The sequence below is a fragment of the Arthrobacter sp. ERGS1:01 genome (assembly GCF_001281315.1).
Taxonomy (GTDB): Bacteria; Actinomycetota; Actinomycetes; order Actinomycetales; family Micrococcaceae; genus Specibacter.
The window spans coordinates 223,679-241,675 of record NZ_CP012479.1 but is presented as its reverse complement, the minus strand read 5'-3'; the positions used below and the strand labels follow the sequence as shown (position 1 = coordinate 241,675).

The window sequence follows — 17,997 nt, the reverse complement described above, 5'->3', positions numbered from 1 at the left end:
CTGCGGGGCTATCCTTTGCGTATGAGCAAGCATCCAGATCGTGACGAAGCAGGCCTGACCCACGACGCCGCGGCCAGTGACCCGTTGGCCGAGGTCTACACAGAAATGGTGTCCCCGGACATCGCCGAGATCAACGACCACGCCGCCGCGCTGGCCGAGGAAGCAGACCCCGACCACCTCTAGCCTCGGCGGTGCGCTCCCGTACGCCCTTCGGCTTCCGGGACCTTCCGGCATGCCTTAACCACACACAGGAGCGGCACCATCGAAATCGACGGTGCAGCTCCTGCGGTCTGTTGGCACAAAAGCAATTCGGCGGTGCAGCTGATGCGGGCTGCCGGAGGGCAAGCCCGCATCAGCTGCACCGCCGAATTGCTGCGGGGCGTACTTACTGCGAGGCGCTGATCTGTTCCTGGCGTTGGCGGTTCACCGTGTTCTTCACCTGGTCAAGTTCCTGTGCCACGCGGCTCAATGCGCTTTTGTGGCTGGGCCAGTCGCTGGACTTGAAACGGTTCGCATCCGGGCCCTCCCACTGCACGCCGTGGGCCTTGCTGTCCAGGGTCGAGGTGATCTGGTTGATCTGGTCCACCGCCTGCGCCAACTTGTTGGCCAAATCCGCCATATCCGCCGGGTTATTTCCGAGCATTCCAGCCACAACGCACATCCTTACACCTAGAGATTTTCCGCATCGTCCGAAGAATCCGAAGTAGCGATTGATACGAAACTATCCGCCAACCCCCACCCCCGTCGATGGGGAGAGCTGCCCGTCGGCACCTAACCGTCCAAGTCGCGGCCGACGGCGGGGAAGCCGCCGGGGGTCTCGACAAGCTCGACCACCGGCGCCAAGCTACGCGGCGACCTTGGCCTTGGCGGGCTTGCTGGAGCCGCCCACGGAATCGGCGGAGAGCCGCTGCGCGAGCCAGATCGGCACAATGGAGATGACGATCAGCACCACGGCCACCACGTTGACCACGGGCGCCTGGTTGGGGCGGAACAGGTTTTGCAGGATCCAGATCGGCAGCGTGGTGTCGCCGGCACCGATCGTGAACGTGGTGACGATGATTTCGTCAAAGCTCAGGGCGAAAGCCAGGAGCCCGCCGGCCAGCAATGCGGAGCGCAGTTGCGGGAACGTCACCAACCGGAAGGTGGTGAAGACGCCGGCACCGAGATCGAACGACGCCTCCTCGAGCCGGCCGTTCATGCGCCGCAACCGGGCAATGACGTTATTGAACACCGTCACCATGCAGAAGGTGGCGTGGGCGATCACCACGGTCCACATGCTCAACGGCACGCCCAGGATGGTGGTGAACATGTTGTTCAACGCGATGCCGGTGACGATGCCGGGCAGGGCGATGGGCAGGATCACCAGCAGGTTCACGGCCTCGCGGCCAAAGAATTTGTATCGCTGCAAGGCCAGGGCCAGCAGCGTTCCGAGGACCAGCGAGATGGCGGTGGAGACCACGGCCACCCAGAGCGAGGTGACGAGGGCTTCGCGGACGCCCACGGATTCAAAGGCCCTCCCCCACCATTCCAGGGTGAAGCCCTTGGGTGGCCAGCCAAACGTGCGGTCGGCGTTGAAGGAGTTCACCACCACCAGCAGCAACGGCGCATAGATGAACAGCAGGACAAGGCCGGTGATGACGCCCAAGACGGTTTTGGCGCTGCGGGAAAGTCGCATTTTCATCCTCCTACAGGTTATTCAGGGCGCCGGTACGGCGGACCACGAAGAGGTAGACCATGATGATCACGATCGGGATCAGGGACACCGCCGAGGCAAACGGCAGGTTGTTGGCCGCACCGACATTGGCGTAGACCACGGTGCCGAGCATCTGCGTGGTGCCGCCCACGATCTGCGCCGTGATGTAGTCGCCCAGTGACAGCGAGAACGTGAAGATGCTGCCGGCGATGATGGACGGAATGAGGATGGGGAGCATGACCAGCCGCATGGTCTTCAACGGCTTGGCACCCAAATCCCCGGAGGCCTCCAATAGTGAATCGGGGACCTTCTCAAAGCCCGCGTGGATGGGCAGGATCATGTACGGCAGCCAGATGTAGGCGAGCGTGATGATCACCGCCGATTCCGAGTAGCCGGGGCTGTGGACGCCCAGCGGGGTGCCCAGCCATTCCAGCAGGCCGCCGTCGGCCAGCACGTTGCGCCAGGCGTAGGCCTTCACCAGGTAGCTGGCCCACAGCGGCATGAGCACGGCCACCACGAGGATTTTTTGCCAGTTGGCGGTGGCCACCTTGGCGATGAAGAACGCTATCGGTACGGCGATGACGACGTCGATCACTGTGACGGCGAGCGCGATCCAGAGCGTGCGCAGGGTGATGATCTGGTAGACGGGGTCGGTGACCACCTGCAGGACGTTGGCGAACGTCCAGGTGGTGGACACCTTCCCGGTGAACGTGTCCACCGTCCACAGGGCGGTGATGAGCAGGGCCGCGAGGGCCGCGATGTAGACCAGGACCAACCAGCCGGCCGGTGCGGTGAGCAGGCCGGCGAGGCGGAGCCTCGGTGAGCGGGTGAGCCAGGCGGAGAGCGTGTTCTTGCGTGCCCGGGGTACGACGGCGTGGCCCGGCAAGGTGTCCGACTCCGCCTTCCGGCCGGGTTGCTGCGTTTGGAGTGTCATGATCCTAACCCTTGATTTCCGTCCACGCCTTGGTCCATTCGGAGTAGTCGGTGCACGTGGCGTCCGTGCGTCCGTCCAGGCATTTGGCGACCGGGGTGGTCCAGTACCAAATCTTCTCCGCGTAGGCCGCATCGCCGGAGTGGTAGGTGTCGCAGAAGGTCTTGTCGGTGGTCAGGGCGCAGGCTTTGGGGTTGGCCGGGGATTCGCCAAAGTACTCGGCGACGGCCGCGTTGGCCTTGGGGCTGGCGATGTAGTCGAGCCACTTGTAGGCGCAGTTGGAGTTCTTGGTCTTGGCGCCGATCATCCAGGTGTCCGACCACCCCGTGGCACCTTCCTCGGGCAGCAGGGTTTCGACCTTGGTGCCGTCGGCCTTGGCGATGTTGGCGCCCACCTGCCAGGTGGTGCCGATGACGGAGGTGCCGGAGGCAAAGGACTGGACTTCCTTCACGACGTCGTTCCAGTACTCGCCCACATGTGAACGCTGGGCCTTCAGCAAGGTCACGGCGGCGGCCAGCTGGTCCTTATCCAGCGCGTAGGGGTTCTTGATGTTCAGTTCGGGCTTGTGCTTCATCAGGTACAGGGCGGCGTCGGCGATGTAGATGGGGGAATCGTAGGCGGTGACCTTGCCGCTGTAGGCGGAGGCGCCGTCGAACACGGAACTCCAGGAGGTGGGGGCCGGGGTCACCTTGTCGCTGCGGTACATGAGCAGGTTGGCGCCCCAACCGTGCGGCATGCCGTAGTTCTTGCCGTCCACGGTGTTCCAGGCCTTGTCCTTCAGGAACGGGTAGACGTCCGCATAGTTCTTCAGCAGGGACATGTTCACGGGCTGCACGTCGCCACCGGCCACGAGGCGCAGGGAGGCGTCGCCGGAGGCCGAGATGACGTCGTACTGGCCGGTGCGCATGAGCGTCACGGCCTCATCCGAGGTGCCGAAGGGCTTGAAGTTGACCTTGCAGCCGGTTTCCGCGGTGAACGGGGTGACCCAGTCCACCTTGGGGTCGTTGCTGCCGTCCTCGACGTAGCCGGGCCAGGCCAGGATCGAGACCTGGCCTTCCCCGGCACCGATCGATTCCTTGAGCGCGCCGGCTGCGGGGCCGGTGCCGGAGGTGGTTCCGCAGGCGGCCAGCGTCAATGCTGCCACGGCCAGGGTCCCAATGACTTTGAGCGAGTTTTTCAGTGCCACTGTTCTTGTCCTTTCGAGGGTGTGTGATGAGAGAGATGCTTAGGCTTCGGGCAGCCAGACGGCGTCGGCGTCGGCCCAGCTGACGGTGACGGTGTCCCCCACGAGCGTTTCGCCGGCGGGCAGGTCGTTCCCCACCTGGACCACGATTGCGGGGCCGGCGTCCAGCGCCACGTGGACCTGGGTTGCGTGCCCCACGTAGACCAGGGAGGTGACGGTGCCGCGCAGGGTGCTCACGCCGTCGAGGGTTCCCGGGGTTCCGTTCCAGTGCAGGCTGAGCCGTTCGGGGCGGACCACGAATTGGCTGGCGCGGTCGTAGAGGGCGGTGGCCACCTCGGGTCCGAACAGATTGGAGGTGCCCACGAAGTTGGCCACAAACGCGCCCGTGGGTCGCTGATAGATTTCGTGGGCCGTGCCGATCTGGGCCAGTTTGCCGTTGTTGAACACGCCGATCCGGTCACTCATGGTCAGCGCCTCCTCCTGGTCGTGCGTGACGAAGATGAACGTGATGCCCAGGGAGCGTTGGAGTTCCTTGAGCTCGATCTGCATTTGCTGGCGCAGTTTCAGGTCCAGGGCACCGAGCGGCTCGTCCAGCAGCAGCACCTTGGGTTCGACGACGAGTGCCCGGGCCAGTGCCACGCGCTGCCTTTGCCCGCCGGAGAGTTGGGACGGGCGGCGGTGCATGAACTTGCCCAACTGCACCCGTTCCAGGGATTCGACGGCCCGGTCCCGGCGTTCGGCCTTCTTCATGCCCCGGACCCGCAGCCCATAGGCGACGTTGTCCACGAGGGACATGTGCGGGAACAGTGCGTAGTCCTGGAAGACGGTGTTGACGTCGCGCTGGAACGGGGCCTTGCCGCTGACGTCCGCGCCTTCGAGTTCGATCGTGCCGGAGGTGGGCAGTTCAAAGCCTGCAATGAGCCGCAGGACCGTGGTCTTGCCGGATCCCGACGGGCCCAGCATGGAGAAGAACTCGCCCTGGCGGATGTCCAGGTCGACGCCGTCCACGGCCTTGGTTTCACCAAAGTTCCTGGTGCCAAACGTTTTGGTGAGGTTGCGCAGCCGGATCGCGGGGACGTCCGTGGTGGTTTCCCGTAGGCCGCTAAGGGTGCTCTGGCTCATGATGCGCCTTTCATTCCTTGGTGAGCTTCCAATGGATCCGCCGGTGATGCGAGTCACATTGTGGTGATGAGGCTAAACACTATTACTTAAGATGTTTTATGTATAGCCCCAACGCCATGTGACGGTTACGATTGGATCAACCCGCCAAACGGCACACCACACGGACGGTCCCACCAAGGAAAGGACGCACCCATGTCGCTTTCCCCACTGGGCGCCTCCCGCAGCCTGGCCGCCGTTTTCACCCCCATCAAGTCCGGCGGATTGGTCGATGAGGTGTGCCGGCGCATTGAACTTGCCGTTGAGTCCGGGCTCCTCACCAGCGGCCAGCGCTTGCCCAACGAGGTGGAACTGGCCGGCGCCCTGGGGGTTTCGGCCGTCACGGCCCGCGAAGCCCTGTCACAACTGCGCGGCCAGGGACTGATCCGGACCACCCGCGGACGCAGCGGCGGCAGCTTTGTCACGGAAAACTCCTTCCCCTCGGCGGACCGGGCGAAGGAGAAGCTGTTGGGCCTGACCCGGCTGCAAATCACGGATCTGGGCCTGCATTTCCAGGCCATCGCCGTGGCCTGCGCCGGGGTGGCCGCAAAGCGCTCCAGCGACGGCGACATCGACACCCTGCGCAGTTACATCCGCCCGCCCGGGGCGCCGGGCGAAACGGCCACCGCGTTTTCGTGGCGGCTGACGGCGGCCGAGTTCCTGCTGGAGATTGCGGCCGTGGCACGCTCGGCCCGGCTGGCCCGCGAACTCCTGCACCTGCAGGCCGACGTGGGTACGTTGACGTTGCTGCCGTTTGAGGATGGTGCGTTTTGCGAAAAGACGGCCGCCCTGAGCACCGCCATCACCGACGCGATCGAGGCCCACGACTGCGCGGCAGCGGAGGAACGGACCAAGGATCTAATTTCGGCAACCACCAACTGGCTGCTGGCGGAACACGCCGCCGGGCAGCACTAGCCAAACCGCACACACAAAGGCACGCAGATGAACGGCAAAGACGCCACAGTCAACAGCACGGGAGTTGGGGAACTCGGCGCATTGGTCGCCGGCATCGAAGAGCGGATCGACCGCTGGGCGCAGGCCGCCACGGAGTGGCTCTCCGGCCCCGGGAAGATCACGGGCACCTCGATCGACAAGTTCATCCGTCCCACGGTTGACGCCATGCTGCACGAGCCCGGCACCCTGCTGGCCGGCGCCGGGTTCGTGGCGGCCCCGGGCCTGCTGGGGCCCGAGCGCAGCTATATTGCCTGGTGGCAGGGCGAGGACCTGGAACGGGTGGACGCACTGGCCAATTTCAGCCCGCAGTCCACGAGCCGCTACGTGAAGGCCGAATGGTTCCGGGTGCCCATGGAAACGGGACGCCCGCACGTGACGGGGCCCTACATCGATCTGCTGTGCACCGACGAATACGTGCTCACGTTCACGCACCCCGTGTTCCGGGCGGGAGAACTCGCCGGGGTGGTGGGCCTGGATGTTACGGCCCAGACCCTGGAGCGGGCGGGCCTGGCCGCGTTGCGCAGCATCGGCCCCCACGCCGTGCTGGTCAACGCCGGCGGCCGCAGCATTGTCAGCGCCTCCCCCACCGTGGATGCCGGAGACATGGTGCGCCCGGACGACGGCGCCCCCACCTTCGACGTCGGCCGGCAGTTCCGCATCTTTTCCGCCACTGCGTAGTTACCCGCTTCCCCGCGCACGTAACCCCTCCCGCCGCGCGCCCCGGTAACGGTAGTCTGGCAGGCACGGCGGATCCGCCGGTCGGTTCACGGCGAAAGGAGAGTGCATGCCAGCCCAAAAGAAGCGGCACCGGCACGCTCCCCCTGCCGCACCCGCGCCGGAAATCCCGGCCTTCCCGGTGATCCGGCTCCCCGGCGCGATAGTTGCCGAGCACCTGGTGGGGGCCGGACGCACCCGCCCGGCCGTCGTCGTCAGCAACAAGTCCGACGCCGGCGCACGGACAATCGATGCCGGGGCCCTGGCCCGCCACCTTGGCGCCGAGGCCGACGTCTACGAACTCGCCAACGGTCCGGAAACACGCGCCCTCGAGGCGGGCCTGCCCGCCGGTCTGCACATCTTTGGCACGGGCGCGCGGGTATACCCCGCGGGCAGCGACTGGGCCACGGGACCGCCTGCGGCCCGGCTCCTGGGCGCCGGCACCGTGGCGCAATTGACAGATCAGCTGCGCAGCGACGTCCGGGCCGCGGCCGCTTACCGCCCCGCACCGGCTGTGGCGGCCACGCCCAAACCTGTACTGGCCGGCGGCACGGTGCACGGATTTGCCGCCGAGGACAACAGCCGTGCACTGGTCATCCTTGCCGGGACGGGTAAGTCCGTCACGATCCGGGCCGAGGACCTGTTGCCGGGCGTTCCGCTGGATTGGCTGCTGGCCCCGGGGCAGGAAGTGACCGGCGTGCTGGATGCCCGCAACGGCGTCCTGGACATCAGCGCACTGCTGCACCGGCCAGGCTCCCCCATCACCGTTTACGCGAACGGCTCCGTAGCCCTGGCCCGGGTCAAGTCCACCTGCCACAACTACGCCGTGGTGTCGCTGTGGCCGGACGCCGATTTCCGGATCGGCATGGAGCGGATCTCCTCCAACGAACTCGATTGCGCCGAGGACCTGCTCACGGAGGGCGAGGTGGTCCGGGTTCGCGTGCTCTACGAAAACGGCGCACTGCGCCCGTCCATGCTGGACGTGGACGACGACGAACCACTCACCCCGGCCCCGGCCCTGATCTGCGGCGGGCCGCCGTGGCTCGCCGCCGAGCGTCCGTATTCCGGCATCTTCACCGCACCTTCCCAGCCGGCACCGTCCGCCACGGGGTTGCCGGGGACCGGCGATGCCGCAGACAACGGCGGCGCCGGGACATCCGGCGTCGAAGGCGGCACGCTGGAGCCCGCGCTCACTGCAACCGAGCGCAGGACCGCACTGAGGTCCACACAGATGGAGCTGGAGAAGGCCCGCCACACCATCACGGAACTGCTGGCGGCAGCCACCCGGCGCGGGGCCACCGATGAGATCGCCCGGGCGCTGCAGGAGCAATTGTCCAGCGAACGGGCAAACGCAGCCGAGCTGGCGCGGCTGCACAACGACGCCCTGCACCAGATCGAGGACCTGCGGGCCGAGGCGGTGCGGGCCAGGGCAAAGCTTGTCGACGCCCGGCAGCAACGGCGATCGGCCGCCTCACGCACGGAGTCGGGGATGGCGGCGCTGTTCGTGGACCCGGCGGAGCAGTTCGCCTTTGAGGTCTCCACCACCTGGGCGCACGCCGTACCGGCCGGCGACAAGGCCACCGAACCGCTGGGCGACTACCTGGTGGGGCCAAACTTCCTGGCGTCGCTGGCCCAACTGACCCCGCAGCAACGGACCAAGACGCTGCGCGCCGTGGTGGATGTGGCGGCCGGGCGGCAGGGGCCGTTGCGCAACCGGGAGCCGCACATGCTGCGCGAGAACGAGGGCGCCCACGCCGCCGTCCAAAGGCGCGGGGACGACGTGTGCTGGCGGCTCTACGTGGAACAAGGCACGGCCGGGGCGCTGCGGCTGCACTATTGGCGGCTGCCCGACGGCCGGATCGAACTCTCCCGCGTGGTCAAGCACGACGAGATGAAACCTTAAACTTGTTGGACGCCCCTGAAAGGACGCCCGCCATGGATTCACGGATTGAACTGGTCCGCCTGCTCGACGACGACGGCACCGAGATCGGCACCGCCGACAAGGCGCTGGTCCACACCACGGAAACCCCGTTGCACCTGGCATTTTCCTGCCACCTGGTGGACGAGGAGGGGCGCACCCTGCTCACCCGGCGCGCGCTGTCCAAGCTGACCTGGCCGGGCGTGTGGACCAACTCGTTTTGCGGGCACCCGGCACCGGGCGAGTCCTTCGAGGATGCCATTGTGCGCCGTGCCGCCCTGGAACTGAACGTTTCGGTGGCGGACATCCGCCCGGCGCTGCCCGATTTCCGCTACCGCGCCGTGGACGCCTCGGGCGTTGTGGAAAATGAGATCTGCCCCGTGTTCACGGCCATGTGCACGGACACCGCCGCATTGTCCCCCAACGCCGACGAGGTGTGTGACTGGGCGTGGGCCGACATCGTGGACGTGGAGGAGGCCGTCGAGGCGACCCCGTTCGTATTCAGCCCCTGGCTCGTGGCGCAGATCGACGACGGCGTTTACACGGGCGGCCGCCTACCGGGCACGCCGGCCGGCTAACGGATCGGAGCTGCTACTCCGCGACCATGGCCGCACTGCGCTTCCACAGCTCCACTGCCAGTTCGGGATCGTTGGCCAGCGCACTGGCCCGGGCCACCTTGCGCTTGGCGTAGTACTCCCCCGGCGTCCAGTCCTCACCCGGCACGCTCGTGGCCAGCCAGACCAGGGTGTCGGCACCCTGCGCGGGGGACAGCATGAACCGCCTGCCCAGGTTGCCGTAGGCCAGCCTCGACGCCGTGGTCGACTCGGCGGAAAAGTTGCTCGCCACAACGCCCGGATGGAACGCGACGGCGGAAATCCCATGATCCCCGTAACGGCGCTGGAGCTCCTTGGTGAACAGGATGTTGTCCAATTTCGCGTTCCCGTAGGCGGCGTTGGAGGAATACTTGAGTTCGCCGTCGAGGTCGTCGATGTTGAATTTGGCCATGAACTTGTGGGCCGCGCTGGAGGTGTTGATGACCGTGGCGCGGCTTGCCACGAGCTGGTCGATGAGCAAGGTGGTGAGCAGGAACGGAGCCAGGTGGTTGACCTGGAACGTTTTCTCGTGCCCGTCCACCGTGACAACCCGCTGGCCCATGATGCCGCCGGCATTGTTGGCGAGCACATCGATGCGCGGATGGTCCCGGGCCAGCGCCGCGGCAAGTTCACGCACCTGCGCCAGCTCGGTGAAATCGGCCAGATAATAGTCGGCACCCAGTTCCGCCGCGACGGCCTTGGTCTTCTCCGGCGAGCGCCCCACGATCACGAGCTTGTTCTGTGGATGGGCCAGCATCCTCGCGGCCGCGGCACCGATGCCATCGCTCGCGCCGGTAACAACTATCGTGGTGGCCGTCATGGCGGGTCCTTGTCTGCGAGCGGTTCCGGCGTGCGCCGGGGGTCCAATCCTGTGGCCACTATATGCCGCCGGCATGGGATCCCGCTGTGAATCTCCTGCGCACCCCCGGCACGGTCGATGACCGACGCCGGCACGTCCCCCGGGTGGTTCGCAGACGCTGTGGGTGGATTTTTGAATCGGGGTATTCCATCCCAAACCTTAACGTGCAACCATTGAGTTGCACGTTAGATCTCTTTGATTGGAGTTTCCCATGAGCAGCCTTAACGACAGCATCGAACGGCAGATTGACATCGATGCGCCGATCGAACGGGTCTGGCAGCTGGTGTCCGAACCCGGCTGGTGGATCAACGAGGGCGAGATCCGTGAACACCGGCTGGAGGAACGCGACGGGCTGACAGTTGTCCACGACGGCACCCACGGAGCCTTCTCCATCCGCACCGTGGAACTCCGCGAACCGCACTTTGCAAGCTTCCGCTGGGAGCCGGGCAGCATCCCCGAGGAGGAGCGCATGGCCGGCAAGCAGACCCTGGTGGAATTCTTCCTCGAGGAACGCCCGGGCGGGGTGACCCTCAAGGTGGTGGAGAGCGGCTTCGCATCGCTTCCCATCCCGGCGGAAGAGCAGAAGAAGGCGTTCGACGGCAACTCCGAGGGCTGGACCGTTGAAATGGCCGCTGCCCGGACCTTCCTGCTGGCGGAAGTCCCCGCATCCGAGTGAACAACAACGCACACCCCGATCACGGCAACCCTCCTGCAACGATCTTTGCCGCGCTGGGCGACCCTGCCCGGCAGCGCCTCCTGGAACTGCTCGGCACCGCCGGGGAGGCCACCGCAACCACCCTGGCCGGGCCCTTGGGCATGAGCCGCCAGGCCGTCGCCAAGCACCTTGCGGTGCTGCAGGCCGCGGGCCTGGTGGAATCCAGCCGGGTGGGCAAACAGGTCCTGTTTTCCGTCCGTCCGGAACCTCTGGACCGGGCCGCCGCGTGGCTCGCCGACGCCGCCAAACTCTGGGACATCCGGCTGGCCGCCATCAAGCGTGCCGCCGAACGGTGATTGAGCTTGCCGAAATCACCGGGGCCTCCCTCCCACAGGTCCCGGCGACGGGCGTAAGGTGAAAGCCAACGGCGAACCCTGACGCTTCACGCGCGCAGCGGGAAGGACGTGCAACCATGAATGACCCAGCCACCGATTCAATTCCGGATCCCGGCCTGCCGAACCCCACCCAACCCGAGCCCGGGCAGCCTCCCCTCCCTCCGGACCCAACGTACCCATACGATCCCAACCGGCCCGCGGATCCCACCGCGCCCCGACCTGGTCCCGTGCCGCCGGATCCGTTGAACCCGCCGGAGCCCGTCGAACCTCCGCAGCCGCCCGGCCCGGGGCCGTGGCCGCCCATCGCGACCCCCGGCAGGCCCAAATAGGAACTCCGCATAGGAACCCCGTCCCAGCAGAATCCGCCGGCGCACGGCCGGTGGAAGTTCGACGGCGCGCCCGCCATGAGCGGCCGCGTTATCAACACGCCCATCACCAAGAACAGCGAGGAATATTCATGGCAACAACCACACTTCCCGGCGGGACGTTCACGATGGCGCCCGGCATGACGGTGACCCGCGTGGGGTACGGCGCCATGCAGCTGGCCGGACCCGGCGTCCTGGGGCCGCCGGCAGATCCGGATGCCGCCGTCGCGCTCTTGCGTGAAGCGGTGGCCCTGGGCATCAACCACATCGACACGAGCGACTTCTACGGCCCGGTTGTCACCAACCAGATCATCAAGGAAGCCCTCCATCCGTATCCCGAGGAGCTGCGGATCGTCACCAAGGTGGGGGCGCTGCGGGACGAGACAGGCGCCTGGCTCAACGGCCGCACCCCCGAGAAGCTCCGGCAGGCCGTCCATGACAACCTGGCCCACCTGGGCCTCGACGCGCTCGACGTGGTCAACCTGCGGATGGGCGGCCTGAGCGGCGCCGAGCCGGGGTCGATCGCGGAACAGTTCACCGTCCTGGCGGAGCTGCAACAGCAGGGCCTCATCCGGCATCTCGGCGTCAGCACCGTCTCGGCCGAGCAGATCGCCGAGGCCCAGTCGATCGCGCCGGTGGTCTGCGTGCAGAACTTCTACAACATCGCCAACCGCCAGGACGATGACCTGATCGACGATCTCGCCGGCCAGGGCATCGCCTATGTGCCCTACTTCCCGCTGGGCGGCTTCACCCCGCTCCAGTCCGACACCCTGGCCACGGTCGCGGAACGCCTCGGAACCCGGCCGTTCGCCGTCGCCCTCGCCTGGCTCCTGCAACGGTCACCGAACATCCTGCTCATCCCCGGCACCTCCTCGGTGGCGCACCTGCACGAGAACGTTGTCGGCGCAGGGCTGACGTTGTCCGAGGCCGATCTGGCCGAGCTCAACAGCATCGGCGTCTGAGAGAGACCGCCGGCTCCCTCCTGACTCAGCCGATGACGATGTGGAACTCCGCATCCTGGGGTGCCAGCACGTAGTCCGGCAGGACGCCGGGGCCGCAGGACGCGGTGCCGATGCCGTGCGCGGCGGCGTCCAGGGTCAGGTGCAGGATGCCTTCATCCACCAGGTCCGGCGTGTGGCCGGCGGCCGCGAGCGCGTCCTGCGACCAGGGCCTGGCCGTGAAGCTGAAGCCCTCGCCCAGGATCTCCACCTCGGCACCGGGCATGCCCAGGCGCAGCGCCGTGACGGCGGCCCGGGCACCGTTTTCCTGGGGCCGGGCGTACGGGACCTGGAGCTCCTCCACGGTTGATTCAAACCAGCCCAGGCGCTGTGCGGCACCGGTGTCGGGGTACTTTTGCCCGGGCCCCAGGCCCGTCCAGCGCACGGTGTTCAGCTCGCCCGGGAGCTGCAGCTCGAAGCCGATCCGGGACCAGTTGGCGCCCCAGCCGGCGCTCGGCTGTACAGCGGCGCGCAGCTCCAACAGGGTCCCGTCGGACACCCACGTGTACGTGACATCCACGTGCTGGCGGACCACCGGCGCACCGTAGCGGACGCGCACCACCAGCGTGCCGCAGTCGTGCTCCATCGATTGCAGGCGGCCCTGGAGCAACGGCAGCCCGGCCGACGCCCAGGCGTCGGCGGTCCTGGTACCGTCCGCGGTCCAGTCGCGGCCGTTGTCGTTGTCGGTGGGTGCGCGCCACAGGTTCAGCCGCGGACCGTTGACCGGCAGGCCCTTGAAGTCGAGCAGTTCACCGGTGATCCGGCTGAAAGCCGCCGGGCCAATGCGGACAGTATCCCCTTCGACGGACGCGTCCGCAGTCGGGGCAACAACCGGCAGCGGCGCAGTGGCCGAGCCCTGCTGGCCCCATGCAATCTCGTGACCTGCCGGCGCCCAAGCCTGGTCATGGGCCAGCGCGGCCGTGACGGTCAGCACGCGTTCGTGCCCGCGCAAAGCAGTCAGCGCGGCGGGAAGTTCGACGGCGCCGACCCCGCCGGCCGCCGTCGTCGGCACCTCCAGCGGGCCGGAGCCCACCACACCGTCCGGGCCGCTGACGGACCAGGTGAAGGCGAGGGCGGAGAGGTCGGCGAAGGCGTACTTGTTCGTCACTTCCGCGACGGTCCATGCCTCGTCGATCTCGATGGCCACCGGCGCGATGACCTTTTTGAAGTCGAGCAGGCCGGGGCGCGGTTCGAGGTCCGCGGAGACCAGTCCGTCGATCACGAAGTTGCCGTCGTGGACGCGCTCACCAAAGTCGCCGCCGTAAGCGAAGTACGCGGTGCCGTCGGAGGTGTGCTGGCGGATGCCGTGTTCGATCCACTCCCACACGAACCCGCCCTGCAGCCGCGGATACTTTTCAAACAAGTCCTGGTATTCCTGCAGCCCGCCGGGCCCGTTGCCCATGGCGTGCACATATTCGCACAAGATGAACGGCAGCGCCCGGCGGTGCGCGTCGGCGGCGGGATCCGCCAGCGGCTCCTCGGCCTGCCGGCCGATCAGCTCGACCTCGGCCGGGGAGGGATACATCCGCGAATACATATCCACGTAGGTGGAGGCCCAGTCGCCCTCGTAGTGGACCAGCCGATCGGGGTCCCGCTGCTTGGTCCACTCGGCCATGGCCCGCAGGTTCTCCCCGTGCCGGCCTCGTTGCCAAGGGACCAGATCAGGATGCTGGGGTGGTTCTTGTCCCGTTCCACCATGCGGGCCATGCGATCGAGCAGGGCCTCGCGGTAGTGCGGCTCCGCGCTCGGGTTGCCGGCCCAGCCGCCGTCCTCGAAGCCGTGGGTTTCGTAGTCGCACTCGTCGATGATGTAGAAGCCGAGCTCGTCGGCCAGGTGCAGCAGGGCAGGGTGCGGCGGGTAGTGCGAGGTGCGGATCGCGTTGATGTTGTGCTGCTTCATCAGGTGCAGCTCGCGGACCAGGCGTTCGTGCGGCACGGCGCGGCCAAGGTCTGGATCGTGCTCGTGCCGGTTGACGCCCCGGAACAGCAGCGGTGCGCCGTTGAGCTTGATCTGCGCGTCCTCCACCGTGACCGTGCGGAAGCCGAGCCGGACACGGACCGTCTGCGTCGCCGTGGTCACGGTCAGTTCATACAGGCGCGGCGATTCCGCGTTCCACGGCTCCACCGTGCCAACGTTGACGGCCACGAGTCCTTCTGCGCCGGCCTCGGCCCGGAAGCCGAGCTCGGCGATTTCGCAGACCGCGCCGGGCTGCGGCGGGTCGAGTTCGATCCGCAGCACGCCCTCGCCGTCGGTCGTAAAGTCGGCGTGCGTGAAGATGTCACGGACGACGCCGGCCGGGCTGGCCAGGAGCGTGACGTCACGGAAGATGCCGGGCAGCCACCAGGCGTCCTGGTCCTCCAGGTAGCTGGCGGCGGAGAACTGGGCCACCCGGACCACCAACACGTTCGCGGTGGCGCGCAGCGTGCCGGTGACATCGAATTCCTGCGGCAGCTTGGCCCCGCGGGTGGTGCCCAGGAGGGTCCCGTTCAGCCACACTGTCCCGGCCGAGTCGATGCCGTCAAAGCGCAGGATGGCGCCGTCCAGGAAGTCCGCGGGGGTGTCAAAGGTCAGCCGGTGGTCGCCCACCGGGTTCTCATCCGGGGCGTACGGCGGGTCCAGCGGAAACGGGAACTGCACGTTGGTGTATGCCGGCTGGCCGTGCCCGTGCAGGTTCCAGCTGGACGGGACGGGGAGGTGTCCCCAGCCGGAGTCGTCGAAGTCCTCGGCCTCGATGCCGTGGGGCGCGGCGGCCACGGAGCCTGCCAGGTGGAACCGCCAGGAACCGTTCAGCGAGAGCGTGGGCAGACCGGAGTCCACATGGGCGCGGGGCGGCAAACCGCCCGTGCCGGGGCCGGCAGTTTCGAGCCGCATGACGGAGGCATAGGGACTCCGGGCAAGATTTCCGGCGAGTTGTTCCGGCATGGTGGCGGGCAGGGCGTTCATGCGATGGGTATCCCTCACTGATTGGCTTTGGCAACTTGATACTGAAAATGTTTGTAAATGTTACTTTTTAGAGTAGTCGGAAGCGGGCGCCATGGCCAGATCTAAACCGGGATGTATTCCTGCGTGGCGGCGAACCCGCCGGAGGTTTCAGTCGAGGCAGAACTCGTTGCCCTCGACGTCCTGCATCACGAGGCACGATTCGTTTTCCTCATCGGCAGTCAGCAGTCGCAGCCGCACCGCACCGAGCGGCAGCAACCTCGCACACTCGGCCTCGAGCGCGCCCAGGCGCTCCTCGCCCACAAGCCCTGTGCCGACCCGCACGTCAAGATGCAAGCGGTTCTTGACGGTCTTTCCCTCGGGAACGCGCTGGAAGAACAATCGAGGGCCCACACCCGAGGGGTCGATGGCGGCGAACGCTGAATCCTGGTTTTCGGGCGGCAACGATTGGTGGTAGTCATTCCAGGTGGCAAATCCGTCCGGCGGTGCTGGAACGACGTAACCCAACACCTCGCACCAGAAGCGGGCAACGCGCTCAGGTTCCGCGCAATCGAAAGTGACCTGGAACTGCCTTATCAACGCCATCGGTCCACGCTATGGGGACGCGGGTGGCGCGTCAAGGCCGGTCCCGTTCCGCCCCGGTGGAATGAGTCCCCGGGCAACGCTTGGGCCTAGTTTCCCTGCTGGGGCCGCTCAATCATGCCTGCCACTTTTTCCTCGAGGGCGGCGACGGTGATGTCGGGAAGGACCAGCAGTCCGTCCAGTTCCCGGCGCGCCCGCTTGTAGGCCGCTTGGCGCTCGGGCGCACTGGCGGCGTCGTTCTCGGCCAGGTTGACCAGCTTGCGGGCAGTCTTGAGGCGTTCTCGTTCGGGTTCGGTGAAGGCGCTGTCCTTGACTCGCCGGGCCTCGCGCTCGGCCACTTCAAAGGCCACCTCGTAGCTCGTGACAGCGTTGCGGTAGTCATCGAGCCGGACCTTGCCGGTGATGTCCGTTGCCGCGGCCGGCCGCATGGCGTCCGCGGTGCGCTTGGCCCGCAGGAAGGCAACGGTCAATGGTTCGCGGACGTCAGTCATCATGGGGAAGTCGATCAGCTTGCCCACGTCCAGCTCGTAGTCGAGCCACAGCTTGTTCGTGGCATCGTGGGAGGCCATGAGGACCGCAACCTCCGCAGCCGTAACGGCTTCCGGCGTCGGTGCCGGCACAGGATCGCCTTGGGCCAATGCCTGGGGATGGCGCAGTTTGTACATCTCCACCCGGCGCTGATGGCGGCGCTCATTGGCCTGGGACCAGCGGCGGCCCGCGCCACCCAACACGCCGGCCAGGGGAAAGATGAGCCACCAATTGCGGGCGAAAAAGTCCAGGAACTGTTGCACCCCTCAATCGTGCCACCGCGCTTGTCAGGACTCCAAGAATGACGCGTCTCACGGAACGCGTCGCACTCAGTCACCCACCAGGAAGTGCCAGCCCATCCACCAGACAAACAGCAGCAGGGTCAGCCGAGCGGCCCGGGTCCTGAACACTACGGCCAGCAGTTCCCCCAGCCTGGCAAGCTTCGCGGGCCAAAGGCGGGCAACAACAACCAACGCGACCCCGGCGACCGGCACCAGGACATAACCGGCCACCACCATCACATGGACCCACACCGTACCGTTCATGTCCGCCGCACCACCCTCAGCAACGCCGCGCAGGCCAGCAGCCAGAGCGCCGTCATGAACCAGCGGCTGGACCCGTCAACGAAGAGCGGCGCGAGCAGGTCGGTCAGCGGCGGGTAGGTGCCCTCGTCCGTGGGGGCGAACCTGTCAATGAAATACGTGCCCAGCTCCCACACGCACAGGAAAAACAGGACGCCGGCCCACCAGAAAGCCGCCCGGCGCACCCGGCGCCGGCGTCCCGCGGGAGCGGCTTCGGCGGCGTGCGACCTGACGGCGGGTGAGGGATCCGGCGTGGGGTCCGGCCAGGCGAGCAGGAGCATGATGATCCCCACCATCCCCACGACGGCAGGGATTCCGATGCTGGCCTGCGGCGCCCAGAGCAGCACCGCCCAGACAACGGTGGCCACGGCCAGCAACGCGCCTCCCACGAGCCACGGCCGGGTCCGGGCAGGTTCGCGTAAGTGCCCCGACACGACCGGGGCCGGGCCCGGCCTGGACTTGCGCACCAGGTCTGCCGTCAGGGCCGCGGCCAGGGCGGCGAAGATCCACCCGTCGACGGGGACGCCGCGGTAAAAATGAAAGGTGGCGGTCAGGGCCAGGATGGCGATCCACGGGATGGACAGCCATGTGGATCCGGCAGGGGCGGTGGCTGTTGTGGCGACTGGCGAGCCCGGCTCCGTCCGGTGCATGCCGTCGCGGCGGTTCCACTGCGCCCTCCCGGTCATGGGATCAGTTCATCACGGCAGCATCCCCGCGACTAGGGCCGGGACCATCACGCCTGCGCGGGACTCAATCGGAGTTTGGCGCCACTCGCCGGGTGGCGCCAAACTCGGGCGCGGTTTTGCGCACAACTGACGGCGATTCCGCCGGCTCACACTTATGCGCAGAATTCGCAGCAAATCGGGCGCATAAGCTACCCTCGCGCGGCCTCTTAGGCCGGGCACCCGGCGTCGAAGTTTGTCATTTGCGCCGGAGCCGTAGACGCGGTC

The 17,997-nt window shown here is 67.0% G+C and carries 19 protein-coding genes and 1 pseudogene; 8 read left to right on the top strand and 12 right to left on the bottom strand.

The features are described from left to right. The first annotated feature begins 21 nt into the window (after positions 1–21). On the top strand, positions 22–183 hold the full coding sequence (locus AL755_RS23435; protein WP_160318857.1) for a hypothetical protein: 162 nt from the start codon (positions 22–24) through the stop codon (positions 181–183). A 202-nt stretch (positions 184–385) separates the two neighbouring features. On the opposite strand, the gene AL755_RS05135 is transcribed toward AL755_RS23435, so the two are convergent. The 5 genes from AL755_RS05135 to AL755_RS05115 all read right to left on the bottom strand — a co-directional run bounded on the left by AL755_RS05135 (position 386) and on the right by AL755_RS05115 (position 4,929). Continuing rightward, on the bottom strand, positions 386–652 hold the full coding sequence (locus tag AL755_RS05135) for a hypothetical protein (RefSeq protein WP_150117044.1): 267 nt from the start codon (positions 650–652) through the stop codon (positions 386–388). Positions 653–844: 192 nt separating this feature from the next. Continuing rightward, on the bottom strand, positions 845–1,675 hold the full coding sequence (locus tag AL755_RS05130) for an ABC transporter permease (protein ID WP_054010083.1): 831 nt from the start codon (positions 1,673–1,675) through the stop codon (positions 845–847). Between the two features lie 10 nt (positions 1,676–1,685). Continuing rightward, a complete protein-coding gene (locus AL755_RS05125) occupies positions 1,686–2,627 on the bottom strand; it encodes an ABC transporter permease (RefSeq protein ID WP_082368923.1) in 942 nt (313 codons plus the stop codon). A 4-nt stretch (positions 2,628–2,631) separates the two neighbouring features. After that, the gene (locus AL755_RS05120; RefSeq protein WP_237762596.1) at positions 2,632–3,810 is read right to left on the bottom strand and encodes an ABC transporter substrate-binding protein; all 1,179 of its coding nucleotides are present in this window, start codon (positions 3,808–3,810) and stop codon (positions 2,632–2,634) included. 39 nt (positions 3,811–3,849) lie between these two features. After that, entirely contained in the window at positions 3,850–4,929 is a 1,080-nt protein-coding gene (locus AL755_RS05115) for an ABC transporter ATP-binding protein (protein WP_054010082.1), read from the bottom strand. 192 nt (positions 4,930–5,121) lie between these two features. Here AL755_RS05115 and AL755_RS05110 point away from each other — a divergent pair, with 192 nt between their 5' ends. The 4 genes from AL755_RS05110 (at position 5,122) to idi (ending at position 9,129) form a co-directional block, all read left to right on the top strand. Next, positions 5,122–5,880: a FadR/GntR family transcriptional regulator gene (locus AL755_RS05110; protein WP_054010081.1), complete on the top strand. Its 759-nt coding sequence runs from the start codon at positions 5,122–5,124 to the stop codon at positions 5,878–5,880. 27 nt (positions 5,881–5,907) lie between these two features. Next, positions 5,908–6,597 (top strand): cache domain-containing protein, encoded by a 690-nt coding sequence (locus tag AL755_RS05105; protein WP_054010080.1) that lies wholly within the window; start codon positions 5,908–5,910, stop codon positions 6,595–6,597. Positions 6,598–6,703: 106 nt separating this feature from the next. Next, positions 6,704–8,536, top strand: a complete 1,833-nt coding sequence (locus tag AL755_RS05100; protein WP_054010079.1) for a hypothetical protein — start codon at positions 6,704–6,706, stop codon at positions 8,534–8,536. 32 nt (positions 8,537–8,568) lie between these two features. Continuing rightward, entirely contained in the window at positions 8,569–9,129 is a 561-nt protein-coding gene (idi, locus tag AL755_RS05095; RefSeq protein WP_054010078.1) for an isopentenyl-diphosphate Delta-isomerase, read from the top strand. Positions 9,130–9,142: 13 nt separating this feature from the next. On the opposite strand, the gene AL755_RS05090 is transcribed toward idi, so the two are convergent. Beyond that, entirely contained in the window at positions 9,143–9,964 is an 822-nt protein-coding gene (locus tag AL755_RS05090; RefSeq protein ID WP_054010077.1) for an SDR family NAD(P)-dependent oxidoreductase, read from the bottom strand. Between the two features lie 250 nt (positions 9,965–10,214). Here AL755_RS05090 and AL755_RS05085 point away from each other — a divergent pair, with 250 nt between their 5' ends. From AL755_RS05085 to AL755_RS05075, 3 genes are all read left to right on the top strand, one after another. Next, positions 10,215–10,679 (top strand): SRPBCC domain-containing protein, encoded by a 465-nt coding sequence (locus AL755_RS05085; RefSeq protein WP_054010076.1) that lies wholly within the window; start codon positions 10,215–10,217, stop codon positions 10,677–10,679. Further along, positions 10,676–11,014: an ArsR/SmtB family transcription factor gene (locus tag AL755_RS05080; protein ID WP_192841650.1), complete on the top strand. Its 339-nt coding sequence runs from the start codon at positions 10,676–10,678 to the stop codon at positions 11,012–11,014. Before AL755_RS05085 ends, AL755_RS05080 begins: the two co-directional genes overlap by 4 nt. Positions 11,015–11,510: 496 nt before the next feature. Beyond that, entirely contained in the window at positions 11,511–12,380 is an 870-nt protein-coding gene (locus AL755_RS05075; RefSeq protein WP_054010075.1) for an aldo/keto reductase family oxidoreductase, read from the top strand. Positions 12,381–12,405: 25 nt separating this feature from the next. Here the strand turns inward: AL755_RS05075 and AL755_RS24285 are convergent, their stop codons facing one another. The 6 genes and pseudogenes from AL755_RS24285 to AL755_RS05050 all read right to left on the bottom strand — a co-directional run bounded on the left by AL755_RS24285 (position 12,406) and on the right by AL755_RS05050 (position 17,733). Beyond that, entirely contained in the window at positions 12,406–14,031 is a 1,626-nt protein-coding gene (locus AL755_RS24285; RefSeq protein ID WP_272946697.1) for a glycoside hydrolase family 2 TIM barrel-domain containing protein, read from the bottom strand. A gap of 122 nt (positions 14,032–14,153) precedes the next feature. Continuing rightward, positions 14,154–15,287 (bottom strand): annotated as a pseudogene (locus AL755_RS24280) (glycoside hydrolase family 2 TIM barrel-domain containing protein); the annotation flags it as partial. Between the two features lie 219 nt (positions 15,288–15,506). Next, positions 15,507–15,941 carry a VOC family protein gene (locus AL755_RS05065; RefSeq protein WP_054010074.1) on the bottom strand — a complete coding sequence of 145 codons (435 nt, stop codon included), beginning with the start codon at positions 15,939–15,941 and terminating at the stop codon, positions 15,507–15,509. Between the two features lie 86 nt (positions 15,942–16,027). Further along, on the bottom strand, positions 16,028–16,729 hold the full coding sequence (locus tag AL755_RS05060; protein ID WP_054010073.1) for a hypothetical protein: 702 nt from the start codon (positions 16,727–16,729) through the stop codon (positions 16,028–16,030). Positions 16,730–16,795: 66 nt separating this feature from the next. Continuing rightward, positions 16,796–17,011: a DUF6186 family protein gene (locus AL755_RS05055; protein WP_150117043.1), complete on the bottom strand. Its 216-nt coding sequence runs from the start codon at positions 17,009–17,011 to the stop codon at positions 16,796–16,798. Beyond that, positions 17,008–17,733: a hypothetical protein gene (locus AL755_RS05050; protein ID WP_054010071.1), complete on the bottom strand. Its 726-nt coding sequence runs from the start codon at positions 17,731–17,733 to the stop codon at positions 17,008–17,010. Before AL755_RS05050 ends, AL755_RS05055 begins: the two co-directional genes overlap by 4 nt. Positions 17,734–17,997: the final 264 nt, after the last annotated feature.